The following is a 17,970-nucleotide window of genomic DNA, read 5'->3' as shown; positions in this document are numbered from 1 at the left end:
TCTTTGTTAACCTTACGGGCTAGTTAAAGAGTCAATGTATTTTATTCAACCATTGATCAATAGCCCGTAAGCCTTGCTGGATATCATCCTTCAATTGGGTATCCGCCATTGGCTGCTGTTCTAATAATACGCAGCTTTGTACTGCGTTTTGCATTCCCAAACTGGCACAACTGCTTTTTAACTGGTGAGCAAGGCGCTTTATTTGTTCTGCGTTACTTTCTGCTCGTGCAATGTCAATTTGATCGAGCAAAGGCAAGGAATGTTGTTTAAAAATACTCACCCATTCGCGAATTTTCTGGAATCCCATTAATTCGGCATCACTGGCAAGCTGTTGTAAATTTATAACTTCTCCCTGAACACCAGAATCAGACAATGTATATTCACCACCTGAAATATATTTAACAATTAATTGATTTAACATATCTCTTGGTACCGGTTTTTGAATGATACCGCGAAAAACTTGGCTGGTTCGTTGGCGCAATGTTTCATCAATCACATGAGCACTAAAACCAATCAAAATCAATGTAGGGTAAGTTTTCGCTATTTGTTTAGCCAAGGTGATACCATCGATGTCAGGTAAGCCAAAATCCACCAATGCCGCCGTAAATTGTTGACCAGCTTGTAGAGTCGCCAAAGCCTCAGCAGCAGAGCCAACAATGGTTACCTGAGCCCCACTGCGGGTTAACATTTCTCCACTGATTTTTTGAGTCAATGGGTTGTCTTCTATGAGTAATAAATTCACACCTCGCATGTCTAATGGCAGCTCAGCCGATTTACCCACTGGATGAGAGGTGATACATAGCGGCAATGTTAAACGAAAGCAGCTCCCGCTCCCCAACTGGCTACTAACCGTCAATTCACCTCCCATCGCTTGCGCTAGACTTGCACTAATTGTCAGCCCAAGTCCTGTACCACCCCGCTGGCTATCTACTTGCACAAATGGCTTAAAAATATCAGTAAATCGCGAGCTATCAATGCCACACCCTGTGTCTTCCACTTCAATAAACCAATATTTACCATAACGGCAACTACGCAAAGTGATTTGCCCCTTTTGAGTAAAGCGCAATGCATTACTGAGTAAATTCGTGATAATTTGTCGGATCCGTAGCGGGTCCCCTTGTAAAGCAATCGGCAAATCATCCGCAATATCTGCAACTAACTGAATAGCACTATTTTTATTACTGGCATTCATTAAATACAAAGTACTTTCTAATAACGGCTTGGGCTCAAAAGGCTCATCATTGATGGAAACATTTTGTCCCCCTGCTTCAATTGCGGAGTAGTCCAAAATGTCATTCAAAATTGCTAATAAAGATTCACCTGAGTCAGTAATCGCATATAAATCATCATGATATTGGTTAAGTGCTTTATTTTCTAATAACAGCTGCGCTGTCCCCAAAATCCCATAAAGAGGAGTGCGAATTTCATGGCTCATTGCCGCTAAAAATGCCGATTTAGCCTGATTGGCTTGTTCTGCTTCAGAACGAGCTTTGCGGTGCTCAACAACCATCACGCGCAATTCTGCCGTCCTCGCTTTGACTTCGTCTGCTAGCTGTTCACGCTGATTATTTAAGGCATGAACACTTTCACGAAATGCATCCATTAAACGGCCAATCGTATCAAGCTCTTTCACCCCTGCAGTTTCAGGAAATGCAGAGTCAATATCGCCCTCTAATAAGCGTTGAAGGGCTTGGGTTTGCTGTGCCAGCGGCTTTGTCACTAAACGATAAACCACTCGCCAAAGGATCAAGATAAGTGAGAGTAATGAGACAATACTCAATGCTAACAACCAATTCTGCCCTCGTTCACTGGCTTGTTTAAGTTGTCCCAATGCGGTTTGGTTACGAAGCTCAATGATGTCAACTAATTGCGCTACTTCACTACTAAAACGTGCAAATTGGTCAATATTATTTTGTGATAAAATCTGTAAACGTGTTGTGATGTCGTTATCTTGCCGGTACAACGCGATTAACTCGGTATAGCGCTTCACGCTATTTAACGCGTTTTCTACTTGGCCTCGCACTGCAGGGTCTTCAATATATTTTTGCCGACGTTGTAAGATTTTAACTGCAGAATTCAACTGTTTTTCTAATTCTGCCATATTGCGGTGGGGCTGGTTTGAACCTAAATTAAGTACCATTTGCTGTACACGCATCGCGCTTAATCGAAGCTCACTCATTTGGCTGGCATATTCAAGGTCAATATCAATTAGTTGATCAAGGGCTTGTTGTGCTTGTTCCCCTTGTTTCCTTTCAATAAGGTCGTAAATACTGACTTGAGTTGCTCCCGCTGAGGTGGCGGCATTGTTTGCCTGACCATGTGCCTTTTGGGCGATATCTCCCGCCGCTGTAATTATCTGCTGCCTTAATTGTTGCTGCTCTGCGCGCAGTTTTAACCGCTGCCCAACTAATTCACCCTGTTGGCTTAATGACTGAGCAATTTCTTTTTCTTGTTGTTCAATATTTTGTGTATTAAAGCCTTGTTCTCTTAATATTTTCAGTAAATTAGTGATTTTAAGGCTTTGTGCCGTTAACATTCGTCCTTGTGCTAACCAAATACTTTCGCTATCTGCATTTGTGAGATTTTGTGCAGAAAATAGCTCCCAAGCGCTCGCTTCACTCAGTTGCCTTGCCATATTCATGGTTGGGATCAGAGCCTCGGTGTTGGCCTGTTCAACTTGGCTAACAAAACGTAAGTTGTACCACCCCACAAGGGTGCTAATAAAGGTCAATGCAGCCATCAACGCAAAGCCCATCCATAGTCGTCTAGTTAGTGATAAATTCACGGTTTGGTTAGCCTAAAAATTAAAATGGTTGAGTTAGCAGCAAGAATGCATTTAGGATAAAGGTTTCTGGTTTGTGAGGCTATCATGCGTGTATTGATTTTACTACTGTTCACATTTCACTCGTTGTTGAGCCTAGCAACGGCGCACGATAGCTCACTAATTCAGTGGCGTGACACACTGCATTTTGACCAGCAACCACATGATCCCGTTACCGCCACAAAAACATGGAAGTTGTGTGCGCTTTATCCTAGCCTAAAAGATTCTTATTGGTTATCAATTAATTACGGAATGCAAAAAGCGGCAAAACACTATGGCATTGACCTAAACGTATTAGAAGCCGGTGGATATAACCAACTAGCAACCCAACAAAAGCAAATTACACAGTGCCAACAATGGGGAGCAGATGCCATCTTACTAGGCAGTAGCACCACAACTTTTCCAAACCTTAGCCAACTGGTAGAAAATACGCCTGTCATTGAAGTCATCAATGCGACACACGATAAAACAATTAAAACCCGCGTTGGTGTACCTTGGTTTCAAATGGGTTATCAACCGGGGCGCTATTTAGTCCAATGGAGTCAAGGTAAACCATTGAAAGTTTTACTTATGCCTGGCCCATTAAATGCCGGAGGCAGCCATGAAATGGAGCAAGGATTCCGAGAAGCTATTGCAGGTAGCCAAGTACAAATTGTGGATGTGGCGCAAGGGGATAACGACCTTGAGGTTCAACGCAATCTATTACATGAAATGTTAGAGCGTAACCCTGATGTCGATGTCGTCGTTGGCACTGCTATTGCTGCTGAGGCCGCAATGGGTGAAGGCCGAAACTTAACGAACCCATTGAATATTGTCTCTTTTTACCTTTCTCACCAAGTCTACCGCGGGTTAAAAAGAGGCCGAATTATTATGGCTGCCAGCGACCAAATGGTTTGGCAAGGTGAGCTAGTGATTGAACAAGCCATCAAAGTACTACAAAAGCAGCCGGTTCCAAACAATATAAGCCCGCCGATTTTAGTGCTTACCCAACAAAACGCAGATAGTGAACACTTACGCAACTCATTATCTCCAGGAGGCTTTAGGCCCGTATATCAATATACATCGGCGGCTAAAAAATAGCCTTCACCATGCTGAGTCACTAATAAATCCGCTTTGATTTTATGGCGTAAACGGCGAATAAGTACATCTATGGTACGTAAGTCAGGGTTATCAACTCGTCGGGCAGATAACATACGTAAAAGACGTTCTCGGCTTAAAATCTCCCGCGGGTTCGTCACAAAAGCCACTAGCATTTCATATTCAGCCCGTGTGAGTTTGATAGCCTGATGCTCAAATTCGAGCGTATGCATCGAAACATTTAGGCAATAGCCAGCAAACTGATAACAATTATCTTGTGAAACAACTTGAGCTTGCGAAGGCTTAGCAAGGTCAATTCGCCAAAGTAAATTTTTAACGCGAACGACTAATTCCCTGAGTTCCAAGGGCTTAGTAACATAGTCATCGGCTCCCATTTCTAAACCCACAATACGGTCAATTTGGTCACAGCGACCTGTGACTAAAATAATTCCTACCGTGAAACGCTCACGTAGTGCCCTTGTTAACATTAACCCGTTTTCATCTGGTAAATTAATATCCAACAGAATCAAGTCAACGGCTTGCTGGTCCATAATTTCGCGTAGCCCCGCGCCATTCCCCGTTACAGAAACACGATACCCTTCTTGCTCAAAGTAAGCCTGTAAGCGAGCCTGAGTAACGGGTTCATCTTCAACAACCACAATATGATGTGATGTCATTGATATACTCTCTTCTGTTCATATCTGTTCATATTTGCCCATATCTTGCCGTAAGCTGTTCATTCTGACTAGTACCGCTATTCATATTAACTCAATAAGATCGCCTGTATTAAACCATATAATTACAGGGGCTATTATGCGGAAACTCTGGAGAGCGTTGCGAAAACCAAGTGCTCGTTGGTCAATGCTAACGTTAATCGTTGTCGGGATTGCAGTGGGTGTTGCGTTAATCGTTGTTCCCCATGTTGGGATGAAAGTGACTAGCACCACCGAGTTTTGTGTCAGTTGCCATAGCATGGAACCCGTTTACGAAGAATATAAGCAATCTGTACATTTCCAAAATGCATCTGGCGTACGCGCAGAATGCCATGACTGCCATATTCCCTCCGACCTTCCAGGCATGATTAAACGGAAACTCGAAGCAAGCAATGATATTTATCAAACATTTATTGCTCACTCGATAGATACCCCAGAAAAATTTGAAGCCAAACGTGCCGAACTTGCGGAACGCGAGTGGGCCCGCATGAAAGAAAATAATTCTGCTACTTGCCGCTCTTGCCATGATTATGACTCAATGGATCACGCTAAACAAAATCCAGAAGCAGCTCGCCAGATGCAAATCGCTGCGAAAGAGAATCAATCCTGCATTGACTGCCACAAAGGAATTGCCCACCAATTACCTGATATGAGCAGCGGTTTTCGTAAACAATTCGATGAGCTGCGCGCTAAGGCAAATAGTGATTCAGATATTCTGTATTCACTTGATATTAAACCTATTTATGCAAATAAAGGGGATAAAGACCCTGCTGGCTCGTTACTTCCTGCCTCAGAGGTGAAAGTCCTAAAACGTGATGGCGATTGGCTACAAGTTGAAATCACAGGGTGGACAGAAACCGATGGTCGCCAACGAGTTCTATCTGAATTCCCCGGCAAGCGAATTTTCGTAGCTTCGATACGTGGTGATGTTCAAGAAAATGTGAAAAATTTAGAAAGCACCGTCGTCGCTGCAACAGATACGTCATGGAGCAAACTGCAAGCGACTGCATGGATGCAGCAAGGTGATATGGTCAATGATATAAAACCGATATGGGCTTATGCAGACTCTTTATATAACGGCTCTTGTAATCAATGCCATGGCGCGCCAGATATTGCTCACTTTGATGCTAACGGTTGGATAGGCACATTAAACGGTATGATTGGCTTTACCAGTTTAGATAAGCGAGAAGAGCGTACCTTACTGAAATACTTACAAATGAATGCATCTGATACCGCAGGATCTTCACACGGTGATAACGGAGTACAGAATGAAAAATAATCCAACTTTTCAAGCTTCTCGTCGACACTTTTTGTTCCAGCTTGGCGGGCTCACTGTTGCGGGTATGTTAGGCCCTTCCCTATTAACACCACGTAAGGCTAACGCTGCAACAGCTGGAGAACAAACTGCGGTGGTACAAGAAGGCATTCTAACTGGGTCACACTGGGGCGCAATTCGCGCTACCGTAGTTGATGGTCGTTTTATCGAAGCAAAACCCTTTGAACACGATAAATTTCCATCAAAAATGATTGCAGGATTGCCTGACCATGTGCATGGCACTGCCCGTATCCGTTACCCAATGGTGCGTGTTGACTGGCTACGTAAACGCCATTTAAGTGACACCTCACAACGAGGTGATAACCGCTTCGTACGTGTTTCTTGGGATGAGGCCCTTGATTTGTTCTATCAAGAATTAGAACGTATTCAAACAACTTATGGACCAAGTGGATTACTTACTGCAAATGGCTGGCAATCGACAGGGATGCTCCACAATGCATCAGGTATGTTAGCCCGCGCCATTGCGCTGCACGGTAATAGTGTCAGTACTGGCGGAGACTACTCAACGGGTGCTGCACAAGTGATTTTACCTCGAGTTGTCGGGTCAATGGAGGTTTATGAACAACAAACCTCTTGGCCACTAGTCCTTAAAAATAGTAAAACCATCGTATTATGGGGCTCTGACCTGATTAAAAACCAACAAGCTAACTGGTGGTGTCCTGATCATGACGTTTATGAATATTATGAACAACTGAAAGAGAAAGCTGCTAGTGGCGAGATAAAAGTCATCAGTATCGACCCTATAATCACCTCTACTCATGATTACCTTGGGCGTACTAATGTTCAGCATATTGCGATTAACCCGCAAGCGGATGTCCCACTGCAATTAGCCATCGCCCACACGCTTTACAGTGAAAACTTGCATGATAAAACCTTCTTAAAAGAATATTGTGTTGGTTTCGAGCAATTTGTTCCCTACTTAATGGGAAAAACAGATGGACAACCCAAAGATGCACAATGGGCGTCTGAAATTTGTGGTATTGATGCCGGCACAATCCAAGCCTTAGCCCGCCAAATGGCAGCAAATAGAACCCAAATCATTGCAGGTTGGTGCGTTCAACGCATGCAACATGGTGAACAATGGTCTTGGATGATTGTCGTTTTGGCTGCGATGTTAGGTCAGATTGGCTTACCGGGTGGAGGATTTGGCTTCGGTTGGCACTATAATGGAGCAGGAACCCCAAGCCGCCAGGGAATTATTTTAAGTGGTTTTTCCGGCTCAACCAAAGTGCCACCTATTCATGATAACAATGACTACAAAGGCTACAGCAGCACCATTCCTATTGCTCGTTTTATTGATGCTATTTTAGAACCAGGAAAAACAATCAACTGGAACGGTAAAGCAGTTAAATTACCTCCACTAAAAATGTGTGTGTTTGCTGGAACCAACCCATTCCACCGCCACCAACAAATTAACCGTATTATTGAAGGTTGGCGCAAACTAGAAACGGTTGTCTCTATTGATAATCAATGGACATCCACCTGTCGTTTTGCCGATATCGTATTACCGGCAACCACACAATTTGAACGAAATGACCTTGACCAATACGGTAACCATTCAAATCGTGGAATTATTGCGATGAAACAACTCGTTGAACCGCAGTTTGAGTCACGTAATGACTTCGATATTTTACGTGACCTCTGTCGCCGTTTTGGTCGTGAAGAGGCCTTTACTGAAGGTTTGGACGAAATGGGTTGGATAAAACGCATTTGGCAAGAAGGCAGCCAACAAGGAAAAGGCCGTGGTATTCATTTACCCTCCTTCGATACGTTCTGGGAAAAAGAAGGCTATGTGGAATTTGAACATCCACAAATGTTTGTTCGTCATCAAGCATTTAGGGAAGATCCCGACTTAGAACCTTTAGGGACACCGAGTGGTTTAATTGAAATTTACTCAAAAACTATTGCTGATATGCAATATGATGATTGCCAAGGTCACCCAATGTGGTTCGAAAAAGCAGAACGCTCTCATGGTGGTCCAGGTTCAAAAAAATGGCCACTACATTTGCAATCCGCACATCCCGATTTTCGTTTACACTCACAATTGTGCGAATCCCCTGTATTACGTCAATATTATTCTGTGAGTGGCAAAGAGCCGGTCTTTATTAGCCCTCAAGATGCGAAAGCTAGAGGCATACAAAATGGTGATATTGTTCGTGTTTTCAACGACCGCGGGCAAGTGTTAGCAGGAGCCGTAGTTTCTGACTTATATACAGAAGGCGTTGCTCGTATCCATGAAGGAGCTTGGTATGACCCGACTAAGGGTGGAGAAATCAATTCCCTGTGCAAATACGGAAACCCAAACGTATTAACGCTTGATATTGGAACCTCTCAATTAGCGCAGGCCACCAGCGCACATACAACCTTAGTGGAGATAGAAAAATACACAGGACAAGTGGATAACGTCAATGCATTCGATGGGCCAATTGAAATGGTTGCTCAATGTGAATATGTTCCTGCATCACAGGTGAACAAATGACAAAACAAATCACTTTGTCGCCAGTACAAATAGCATGTGTTTATGCATGGCTAGCACAATTGTTCTCACGTGAATTAGATAATGCAACGTTAGCACAGATTCAATCTAGCGAAATGATGGATTGGTTTACGACTATCGAGCAGGAACCTGTTTTAACTTCGCCAATTCAAGAGATTAAAACAAAAATCAAAGCGCTAATGATGCGAAATGATGCTCAGCTCGAATTAGCCGCAGATTTTTGTAGTTTATTCTTAATGTCAGATAAACAATCAGCCTTACCTTACGCCTCAGTTTATCCAAACAGTGAACATGGTAATGAACAGATTAAGTACCTATTAGCCAAGGCAGGAATGGAAACCAGTGAGGCATTTAACGAGCCTTCTGACCATATTTCAATTTTTTTGGAGCTATTAAGTCACTTACATTTTTCATTAAATGAAGCACATTTGGACCAAGAAAAAGTGAAACAATTACGCCTAAAAACTTTGTCACTTTTACTGCAATGGCTGCCAGTATTTAGCCAAAATTGCCAACGATATGATAAGTTTGGTTTTTATGCCGCTTTGAGTCAACTGTCGTTAGCATTAGTTCAATGGGATAAGCAAACCTAGTAGATGCCATTTAAATAATTTATATATTATTCAGCTATTATTAAATGAAGGGATATTGATAAATAATATCCCTTTTAAATTTTAGTCATAACACCTGAGTTACTGTAAAGAAATAAGTTTTTCACGGCTCAGCCCAGTGCTTTTCATTATTATCTCAATACTAACTCCTTGTTCCAAAAGATTCCGTGCCGTTGTTATATTTGCCTCTTCTTTGCCTTTTTGAAATCCTTCCTGCAGCCCTTCTTGCCGTCCTTCTTGTCGTCCTTTATCTTGCAATCGTTGCGCAATATTCATGATTGTCTCCTTATGCTTTTCTGTTTGTTCCCCTAAAACTTGAATAACTTGTTCAAAATTATGCGAGTCTAAGGCAATAAACAAATAATTGAGGATAGTTATGATGTCGTTGTCACTATGCAAAAAAAACCTTGGTTTTATTAAGAGGGTGTCAGACCGGGTTGTACCACGCTATAAATTTGTTTTTTCAATTCCCCTTGCTTAGCCAACTGGTAAACATGTGAAGCAACATCCGCGCGCATCACTAAACCATGAACTTCAACCTCTTGTTGAAGAACTGCTTTTCCCGTTGGTTCACCATGTAATAACCCACCAGGGCGAACAATCACATAATCTAACGAGCTAGTTTGTAGCCATGATTCCGCAAGGGATTTTTCTCTCACTGCCTGACCAAACGCAGCGCGTGACCGAGCAGATAAATAAGGCCATGAATCTCCACAGCCTAATGACGTAACTAACACCATGCGAGATATACCCGCTTGCTCGGCACAATCAATCACCGTACGGTGAGCTAAATAATCTTGCGTACCTCCCATGGTTGAAATAACTGTGGCATTTGTTCCTGCGGCATGGCATGCAGCTTTAACCACCTCGCTATCACAAGCATCGCCGATGAAAACTTGCACCCCTACAGCCTCTAACGCTGCTGCAGATTGCCTATTACGTACAACTGCGATGACAGGATGTTTCTCTGCTATTGCCAACTGAGCAATCTGATGGCCAACACCTTTTCCACCAGCGCCAAAAATTAACCATGGTGCCATTACTTTATCCCTTAGCATTTTGAGTAAATATTAATCTAATAGTGATCGGTAAAAGCTAAATTACCACACCATTAATGATAATGCGCCTTATTTTCATTTACTATTTTAATTTATTTAGCCCGCCATTGACTAGCGCCGATGATGAAACAGTAAACAACACTAACTTTAATGTTTTTTATGTAACTCTTTTAATCAAACACATTAAAATGTGACTAGTTTAACTTTTTTATTAAAAAATAATTATCATAAAAATTGATAAACCAACAAATTAATTACAAAAATAAATCGTAATATCAACAACTAACAATAAACTAAATACCACTATCCCATTGATACCCATAATTATTTTAATGTTAATGCGAAGAATTATCATTTGCATTTATATTATTATTTGATTTAATAACTCTCGTCATATATATGCGAAATAATAATTTCTTAATCAATAGTATCGTTAATATCTTTAATAAAAATGGAGTATTTCGATGAAAAAGTTAAATATTATCGCTCTAGCACTCGCAACCTGCACAATGACTTTTGGTGCTTCTGCAGCAATCGGTTCTGGCCAAAGCCAACCTTTCGATCCCAATGAACCTTCCATTCGTGTTGGAGCGACAGAAGGAACCGGTGGTGGACATGGTGGTGCTGCGGGTGATCCTGGTATTGGTGTGCAATCTGTTTACGGTGGAAAAATCATTTCATTCTCTGGGTTAACAAAAATGGCGCCAAAACAACCAGGGAATGAAGCACATGTGGTCTCTATGCCTAATAGCTCTGGTTCACATGACAAAATGGGCGTATTTAACTTTGCAAAAGTAGCAGATGCAGAAGTCTATTTCGGCGAATGGTCATCAACCGGACAAGCTAGTGACACAACACACACGGCTTACTACTCTGGTAAAGATGTCACCACCAATATGCCAACAGCGGGCACTGCGGAATACTCTGTTAAAGGAATAAGCCAATATAATGGAGGTGTCCTAGCCGCAGGTACTCTGACAGCCAACTTTGGTACTAAATCCTTAGCAGGGAATATTGGTTCAACCAATATTAATGCCACCATAAATAACAATGCCACTTTCGCCGGAGCGGCCACTCTTAATGGTGAATCAGGCTCAACAAATGGGCACTTCTTTGGCGACCAAGCTAAACATATTGCAGGGGTAACTGAATTTAGCGACCACAGCAAAGATATGGCCTTTGGTGGAAGTCGTGGGAATATCTCCCAGTAATCCGTAAATTAACCTCAGTGGCCAACCATAAAACGTGACAGGTAGTTGGCCACAGCCTTTTATTACCGAAGCTAATCCTATGCGATATCTGCTATTACCCCCTGCCATCATGATGCTTATGGTTGCGTTCTCTGCATTTCCAGCTAGCTTGGATACTGACCGAGAACAGCTGTTATGGCAAAAAGATAAACAAAATTATCGTGATAAAAGTGCAGTTGTCCCCAATAAAGACCAATTGCTACTCCCTGATGACCTATCAATAAAACTAAATGGGGAAAACTATACCCTAAAAAATAACGCTCAAGACTTAGGACAGGCAATTTATCTGGCAATCAACCATCGGCAATTTCAAGATGTACAACGCTTGTTGCCTCGCTACCAGCAGCTAACTGATGCGGACCCATTGCTTATTTTATTTGCAAAAGCAGAAACCGCTAAAGCGCAAAACCATTACCCTGAAGCAATTTCCCACTACCAACAAATACTGGCACTGTCACCAAAGTTTCTTCGCATTAAGTTGGAACTTGCCCGAGCTTATTTTGAAGATAATCAAAATAAGGAGTCTTTGGCTTTATTCCAAAATTTAATCAACGATGAAACACTCGCATTACCTGCCAGTGTAAAGCAAACCATTCAACAATTTATTAGTGCCATCGAAAACCGTACTGCTTGGACAGGAAGCCTCTCTTTTGGCTATAAATACAACAGTAATATCAACCAAGTTCCTGATAAAAATAAAGTTTGGGAAACTCCGGGTGGAACCTGGAAAATGGCTAACCCTAAGTCATCGCCAGGGCTCACCTATGACGCAAGCCTAAGTAAAATTATTCCTATCTCGAGCAACCATTCCTTACAAATTAAGGGCACATCTTATGGCGACCGCTATCCTCACTATGCCGAGTTCAGTGAAAATACCTCTTCTTTGGCAACTTTATATCGTTTTAATGATGCAAATACGACTATCGCCTTTGGCCCATTAATTGAATTAAAAACGGTTAATGAAAAGCGCCGTTATTTAGGTATGGGCGGCAAAATTGAAGCCGACTACCAATTTACACCTCGGGTTATCCTCAGTACCTCCGCTGACTACCAACAACTTCATTACCAAAAACCGTATGACAGTGCTGATGGCAATCGAAGTAGCCTACATCTAACGGGTGTCTATGGTATTACCCCAGATACTTCCCTCTTTTTAGGGGCTGATGCGACTCGTCTCACAACTGAAGTTCGTAGTGATGATTATGACCAGCTAGGTATCCGAGGCGGCTTGTATACCGTACTCACACCCGATATTCATTTACTAGCACTCGCAACTTATCGAGAAAGCCAATTCAAGGCCTTCAACCAAATGTTGAATGTAAAACGCCATGATAAAGAAGCTATGTATTTTGCGCGACTCAGCTTTCCAAATTATTCATTGCTCACATTCACGCCTTATACCAGTTACCGCTTTCGTGACAATCGCAGTTCCGCGGATGGAATTTACTCCTACCACCAGCACGAAATTTCTATTGGGTTAGAAACCCGTTTTTAAGCGTTATGGCACAGAGAAAAACACTATGTATAAATATAAATTAACACCTATTACTACTGCAATTATTACTGCTCTTTTTATTCCAATCACCGCTTTAGGGGAAAAAGAAGAACACCTCGGCACCATTACCGTTCAAGATTCAGCAAAAACCATCAAAGAACGAGATCAACAAGGTTACGATGACCAATATGATGCCAAAGGTTCTAAAATTTATTTAGGAAAAGACCTTGTTGAACGTTATAAAGGCACCAGTACTGCAGATGTGCTAAATAGTGCAGTTGGTGTCTATAGCGGTGATGCGAGAAACAGTGGTGCGTTAGACCCAAATATTCGAGGGATCCAAGGGCAAGAGCGTGTTCCTGTCACGGTTGACGGCACAGAACAATCACTCACCGTTTATCGAGGTTATAATGGCGCAAATAACCGTAACTATGTGGACCCAAACCTCATTAGTAGCATTGAGATTGAAAAAAGTGGTTCTCTCGCTGGCGATATAAAAACCTCTGTCGGTGGAGGGATAGCCATCAGAACCATAGGGATAGATGATGTTGTTGCACCGGATGAAAAGTTTGGTGTCAGCTTAAAATTGGAAACCAGCAGTAATTCAACTCGTGAACGTATTCCCCACTATGGTTATGGCGAAGATTACCGAGATCACCCTGAAATTTATAAAAATAAGAACTCTGTCCTTTCCGACCCCGTTGTTAACATCACACCGAAATCCCGTGGAAATGCTCAATTTTTCAATTTTAAAGATAACGGAGGAAGGATCGCGGTTGGGACCCGACAAGAAAAATTTGATTTAATGGCCGCCTATGCTTATCGCCGGCAAGGTAACTACTTTGCGGGGAAAAATGGCGCTCACCGTTATAAAGAATCTGTTCAATTAAATGAACAACAAACAGTACAGCAACAACTTGGCCCAGACCCTTACTTACCTTTTGCCGCGAATGTATTTCGCCCCGGAAAAGAAGTGACTAATACCTCTAATGAGCTGGAATCCTATTTAGTCAAAACCAATTTATATCTCACTGAAAACCAAACATTACACCTTGGCTTTCGCCGGAGTGAAAGTACCTATGGTGAAATTATGCCTTCACGTTTAGGATTTGCTGAGCTGGAAGGAAAACAAGTATTACCACAATGGCCATTAGCTCACTTTACGGTCAATGCCTATAATGCGGAATACAAATGGAAACCTGAAGATAATCAATGGATTGACCTAAATGCAAATGTGTGGATGACGCATTCGGTAGGAGATACCAACACCTCTGGCGGTTACCCGCGAGAACCTAAAGAACGTGATTGGGGGTTTGAATATGGTTATGGTGATGGAAAAGATCCTAACATTGATGGAACTTTAATTAATACCGCAGCAACCAATTCTGAAAATGACCGTATTGGATTTAATTTACGCAATACCATGGCGCTCACGCCCGATCTTGATTTAACCATTCGCGGCTCAATGCTCAAAGAAAAATTAGACTCTAACGACGTACCACCATCGCAAACGGCTAGCCCGTTTATTGCCCTTCCACGCAAAGGACATCGGCAAGAAACCAGTATTGCCTTTAACTTTAACTATCGTCCAACGAGTTGGTTGGAATTGGATGCTGGTGCAAAATATATTGATGGCTGGACAGAGGATGATTACTTAAAAGAGCAAATGCGCAATCGAACCAAAGGTTTTCAAAACCCTGATGAACGACTTGCAAAACAGATCAATTACAACCGAATTTTAACTCAAGAAGAATATAATAAGGCTGTTGCCAATGGTTACCAACCCTTCAATGGTGCCTATCAAAACAAACAAATCTTACTCAAAACATTAGGACTTGATGATACGAACTATACCGTTTTCATCACCAAGAGAAAAAACTCTCAGCACCCAGAAGAAAATGGCGTTTTAGACGTTAATTTCCGCACTGAATGGAAATCAGATAACGATGGGCGCTATACCACCAAAACGAACCCTTTCCATAACGGAACTTTTGACTCTCAAGCTCGCGCAGTCGACCCAGTAACCGGTAAAGAAGTTTATGTGTATGGTTCAAGTTACTCACACCCATCAGATGACATCAAACGTGAACTTACTGAAGAAGAAAAATGGAAATTCTCAGGCAAGCAAAAAAGCCATGGCTGGGCCCCCGCTTTTGGTGCCAATATTTGGTTGTCTGATAACGACCGGGTTTATGCACGTTACATTGAAACAGTACGCTTACCGAGTATCTTCGAAAGTAGCATTGGATTTGCAGGCGAAAGTGAAGCTCGTAAAGAGAGAATGGCATTTAAACCCGAACGTGCAAAAACCTTTGAATTTGGTTATTCACGTAATTTACAGGGTTTACTCGGAGCAGAACGCCATGCCGATGTTAAAATAGGCTATTACCATACGGTCATCGAAAATGCATTTGACCGCGATGGGCGTCTTAATTTCGTTCAAGTAAAAGAACATAAAACCGCAGGGATTGAAGCCTTAGCTCGCTACGATAATGGTGGGGTATTTATGGATATTGGTGTTGATTACCGCCTCAAAAATGAAGTTTGTGATGACTCCGCGCCCGCTAATTTAGACCCAACTAACCGTTATAATCTCTCCCAATGTACAACAGCAGGTTTCCCCGGTGGCTTTTTACGCACACAATTACAGCCTAAATATGCGATTAACTCCAACCTAGGCATGCGCTTTATGGATGAAGATCTCGAAGTGGGAACACGTTTACGTTATACCAGTAGTGTGCAAAATAAAGATGAACGCAAACTGATGCAACAGTTCCCGGGAAGTTATTCGATGGCGAACAACAGTCCAATGCACTGGACACCCACCTTTACAGCGGATGCCTATGCAAGTTACCAAATTGACAAAAATATTAATGTCGAATTCTTAGTAACCAACTTAACTGATCGTTATTATATCGACCCACTGACACGTAGTATGATGCCAGCCCCGGGCCGCACACTACGCTTAGGATTAAATGCGCAATTTTAGATAAATACTGCCGATTTACCGCTCTATAAATATCCGCTGCTAACTTTTAGTTGGAGTGGATATTTATCACTTTAGTATCAGAAAAATAACCGCATAATAGTTTCATCAAATTCATCTTGCTCAACAACAGAAAAGCCAAATTGTTCAAAAAAAGGTTTCATGATGTCATTACCTTCGACATAGCAAATTGATACGGACTTATATTTGCCCAAATTTTTAATTTCCTCGAGAACTAGCGGAATAGCCCTAGAACCAAAACCTTTTCTTTGATGTTTTATATCAATCATCAATTGATCAATAAACACCTCTTCAGGCCTACCATTTTCATGGTTTGAATAATATTGAACAAAGCCAACAGGCTCATCATCAACATAGATACCTCGATTAATATAATAATCAAAAAATTTTGAGGCTGCGATTGACTCTGAGTTAAGAGCGACAAAGTCTTCCTGCTCTTTGGTTATTTCGAGACATATGATATCCACCCAATTGTCTTTGGTGATATCTTTTAGGGTAATGGCCATAAACACCTTACTTTAGATTTACCGATTACAATACCGTTGTGATAAAAAGATGACTCACCATAAATTAACAATAAATACTTTTTTGTTCGCGCCATTCGTGCCTTTGTATTTTTTGAGATGCTATAAACAAATAGCAGTTGATATGTTACGGATAACATTAATATCAACATTTAGACTAAAATAAAATTTCGACTCATTTATTGCTTTCTAATTAATGAATATTCAGAATTGCGATCCAAGTCAAATATCACTGCCAAATACAATATTATTGTAATTTATCAAATTTTTTTGAAAGGAAAACAAAAGAACGCACTGGTTTATTAAACTAATAATTAAATTTAAATCAGATTAAAGTAGAACTTAAAACCCAAAAATACAACAACAAAACCCAGTGAATCCTCAATTTTCACCATTATGCAAACTCAATAAAAATAAAACCTTTTCATATAAAAATACATAAAACCTGAACAACCTCACATTTATTAGGTATTTGATAACTCTTCGCATTAATGCATCTGAAAATAAAAATCATTTATGAAACAATATGTTAAAAATTTAATAAATTTTTGTATCACACTGAAAAATAAAAATATTTTTAATATTGAAATGCGAAAAACAATTCAAAGACTCCATTTTTATTAATTATTTTAATTTATTGATTTTAACCATGCCTTTTCGGCATGGTTAAGAGACTTTCGGAATATTGTCAGGAAAATAGTTTCATGGATAGTATGAATACGAAAATGATGCATTTTTATTATAAATATATACGAATAACTCTTAAAAACATTTCCAATGAAAGGTAACACTATGGGTATATTAAAAGATAGTAAGTTGCTTTTGGTTAGCTTACTTATCATTCTTCTTTCGGAAGCTATAGGGCAAATTAAAATCAGTTTAGTCATGGTTTTTCCAATGCTTTATTCCATGTTGATGGGTGGTATTATCAGTTTTCCAAAATTCAAAATTCTCAGCGAAAAAAACATGGCACACGCTAGCTCTATAATGAGTGTCGCGTTAGTTATCTTAATTGCAAAATTAAGCACCTCCGTTGGTGCATCTTGGGAAAAAATTATTCAAGCCGGTGGCGCATTAATCTTGCAAGAAATCGGTCACTTTATCGGTACCATTTTACTCGGTTTACCGCTTGCTATCATGTTAGGCATGGGCCGTGAAGCTGTTGGTGCGACCTACTCTATCGGTCGTGAACCTAATATTGCCATTATTGAAGCCAAATATGGTTTAAGTTCACCAGAAGGCCGCGGTGTTATGGCAATGTATATTTGCGGAACATTGTACGGAGCCGTTTGGATGGGCATCATCGCCAGTGTTATCGCTGGACTCGATATTATGAGCCCTCTCGCTTTAGCAATGGGAGCCGGAGTCGGAAGTGGCTCGATGCTAGCTGCGTCAGTCGCACCATTATTGGAGCTTTATCCTGAACACGCTGCGGATATTCAAGCATTTTCATCCTCCGCAAACTTGATGTCTTCAGTATTAGGTCTGTACATCTATATTTTCTTCTCCTTACCGTTTGCCTCTTTCTTATACAACAAGTTGAAAAGAAAACGTGCAACAGCATCAGCAGATACAGAATAA

Annotated in this window: 13 protein-coding genes; 8 read left to right on the top strand and 5 right to left on the bottom strand. The window is 41.2% G+C overall.

Going from position 1 to position 17,970, the window contains the following annotated elements:
- Positions 1 to 31: 31 nt before the first annotated feature.
- Positions 32 to 2,785 (bottom strand): TMAO reductase system sensor histidine kinase/response regulator TorS, encoded by a 2,754-nt coding sequence (torS, locus tag PR834_RS03990; protein ID WP_272524924.1) that lies wholly within the window; start codon positions 2,783 to 2,785, stop codon positions 32 to 34.
- 84 nt (positions 2,786 to 2,869) lie between these two features.
- On the opposite strand from torS, the gene torT reads away from it, so the two are divergent.
- The gene (gene torT / locus PR834_RS03985; RefSeq protein WP_094961310.1) at positions 2,870 to 3,901 is read left to right on the top strand and encodes a TMAO reductase system periplasmic protein TorT; all 1,032 of its coding nucleotides are present in this window, start codon (positions 2,870 to 2,872) and stop codon (positions 3,899 to 3,901) included.
- On the opposite strand, the gene torR is transcribed toward torT, so the two are convergent.
- Positions 3,874 to 4,575: a two-component system response regulator TorR gene (gene torR, locus PR834_RS03980; RefSeq protein WP_004262356.1), complete on the bottom strand. Its 702-nt coding sequence runs from the start codon at positions 4,573 to 4,575 to the stop codon at positions 3,874 to 3,876. The two genes, torT and torR, sit on opposite strands and share 28 nt — an antisense overlap.
- 136 nt (positions 4,576 to 4,711) lie before the next feature.
- Between torR and torC the strand changes: the two genes are divergently transcribed.
- The 3 genes from torC to torD are packed head-to-tail and all read left to right on the top strand — an operon-like array spanning position 4,712 to position 9,037.
- Positions 4,712 to 5,890 carry a pentaheme c-type cytochrome TorC gene (torC, locus tag PR834_RS03975; protein WP_036958495.1) on the top strand — a complete coding sequence of 393 codons (1,179 nt, stop codon included), beginning with the start codon at positions 4,712 to 4,714 and terminating at the stop codon, positions 5,888 to 5,890.
- Complete coding sequence (torA, locus tag PR834_RS03970; protein WP_153673167.1) at positions 5,880 to 8,426, top strand: trimethylamine-N-oxide reductase TorA; 2,547 nt, start codon at positions 5,880 to 5,882, stop codon at positions 8,424 to 8,426. Before torC ends, torA begins: the two co-directional genes overlap by 11 nt.
- Entirely contained in the window at positions 8,423 to 9,037 is a 615-nt protein-coding gene (torD, locus tag PR834_RS03965) for a molecular chaperone TorD (protein WP_187710473.1), read from the top strand. Before torA ends, torD begins: the two co-directional genes overlap by 4 nt.
- 99 nt (positions 9,038 to 9,136) lie before the next feature.
- On the opposite strand, the gene PR834_RS03960 is transcribed toward torD, so the two are convergent.
- Together PR834_RS03960 and PR834_RS03955 are read right to left on the bottom strand one after the other, a co-directional pair.
- Complete coding sequence (locus PR834_RS03960; RefSeq protein ID WP_228676962.1) at positions 9,137 to 9,331, bottom strand: hypothetical protein; 195 nt, start codon at positions 9,329 to 9,331, stop codon at positions 9,137 to 9,139.
- Positions 9,332 to 9,471: 140 nt separating this feature from the next.
- Positions 9,472 to 10,095 (bottom strand): SDR family oxidoreductase, encoded by a 624-nt coding sequence (locus PR834_RS03955; protein WP_096863230.1) that lies wholly within the window; start codon positions 10,093 to 10,095, stop codon positions 9,472 to 9,474.
- Between the two features lie 482 nt (positions 10,096 to 10,577).
- Between PR834_RS03955 and PR834_RS03950 the strand changes: the two genes are divergently transcribed.
- The 3 genes from PR834_RS03950 to PR834_RS03940 all read left to right on the top strand — a co-directional run bounded on the left by PR834_RS03950 (position 10,578) and on the right by PR834_RS03940 (position 15,847).
- The gene (locus PR834_RS03950; RefSeq protein ID WP_272536455.1) at positions 10,578 to 11,324 is read left to right on the top strand and encodes a Slam-dependent surface lipoprotein; all 747 of its coding nucleotides are present in this window, start codon (positions 10,578 to 10,580) and stop codon (positions 11,322 to 11,324) included.
- Positions 11,325 to 11,403: 79 nt separating this feature from the next.
- Positions 11,404 to 12,858: a porin family protein gene (locus PR834_RS03945; RefSeq protein WP_206277899.1), complete on the top strand. Its 1,455-nt coding sequence runs from the start codon at positions 11,404 to 11,406 to the stop codon at positions 12,856 to 12,858.
- A 25-nt stretch (positions 12,859 to 12,883) separates the two neighbouring features.
- Positions 12,884 to 15,847, top strand: coding sequence for a TonB-dependent receptor plug domain-containing protein (locus tag PR834_RS03940; protein ID WP_272524926.1), 2,964 nt, complete (start codon positions 12,884 to 12,886; stop codon positions 15,845 to 15,847).
- Between the two features lie 77 nt (positions 15,848 to 15,924).
- Here PR834_RS03940 and PR834_RS03935 read toward each other — a convergent pair whose 3' ends face one another.
- The gene (locus tag PR834_RS03935; RefSeq protein WP_004262388.1) at positions 15,925 to 16,371 is read right to left on the bottom strand and encodes a GNAT family N-acetyltransferase; all 447 of its coding nucleotides are present in this window, start codon (positions 16,369 to 16,371) and stop codon (positions 15,925 to 15,927) included.
- An 810-nt stretch (positions 16,372 to 17,181) separates the two neighbouring features.
- On the opposite strand from PR834_RS03935, the gene PR834_RS03930 reads away from it, so the two are divergent.
- Positions 17,182 to 17,970: a DUF3100 domain-containing protein gene (locus tag PR834_RS03930; protein ID WP_036958500.1), complete on the top strand. Its 789-nt coding sequence runs from the start codon at positions 17,182 to 17,184 to the stop codon at positions 17,968 to 17,970.

This window comes from Providencia sp. PROV182, assembly GCF_028480325.1.
Lineage (GTDB): Bacteria > Pseudomonadota > Gammaproteobacteria > Enterobacterales > Enterobacteriaceae > Providencia > Providencia hangzhouensis.
The sequence above is the reverse complement of the archived record's forward strand: the minus strand, read 5'-3'. Positions and strand labels throughout refer to the sequence as shown.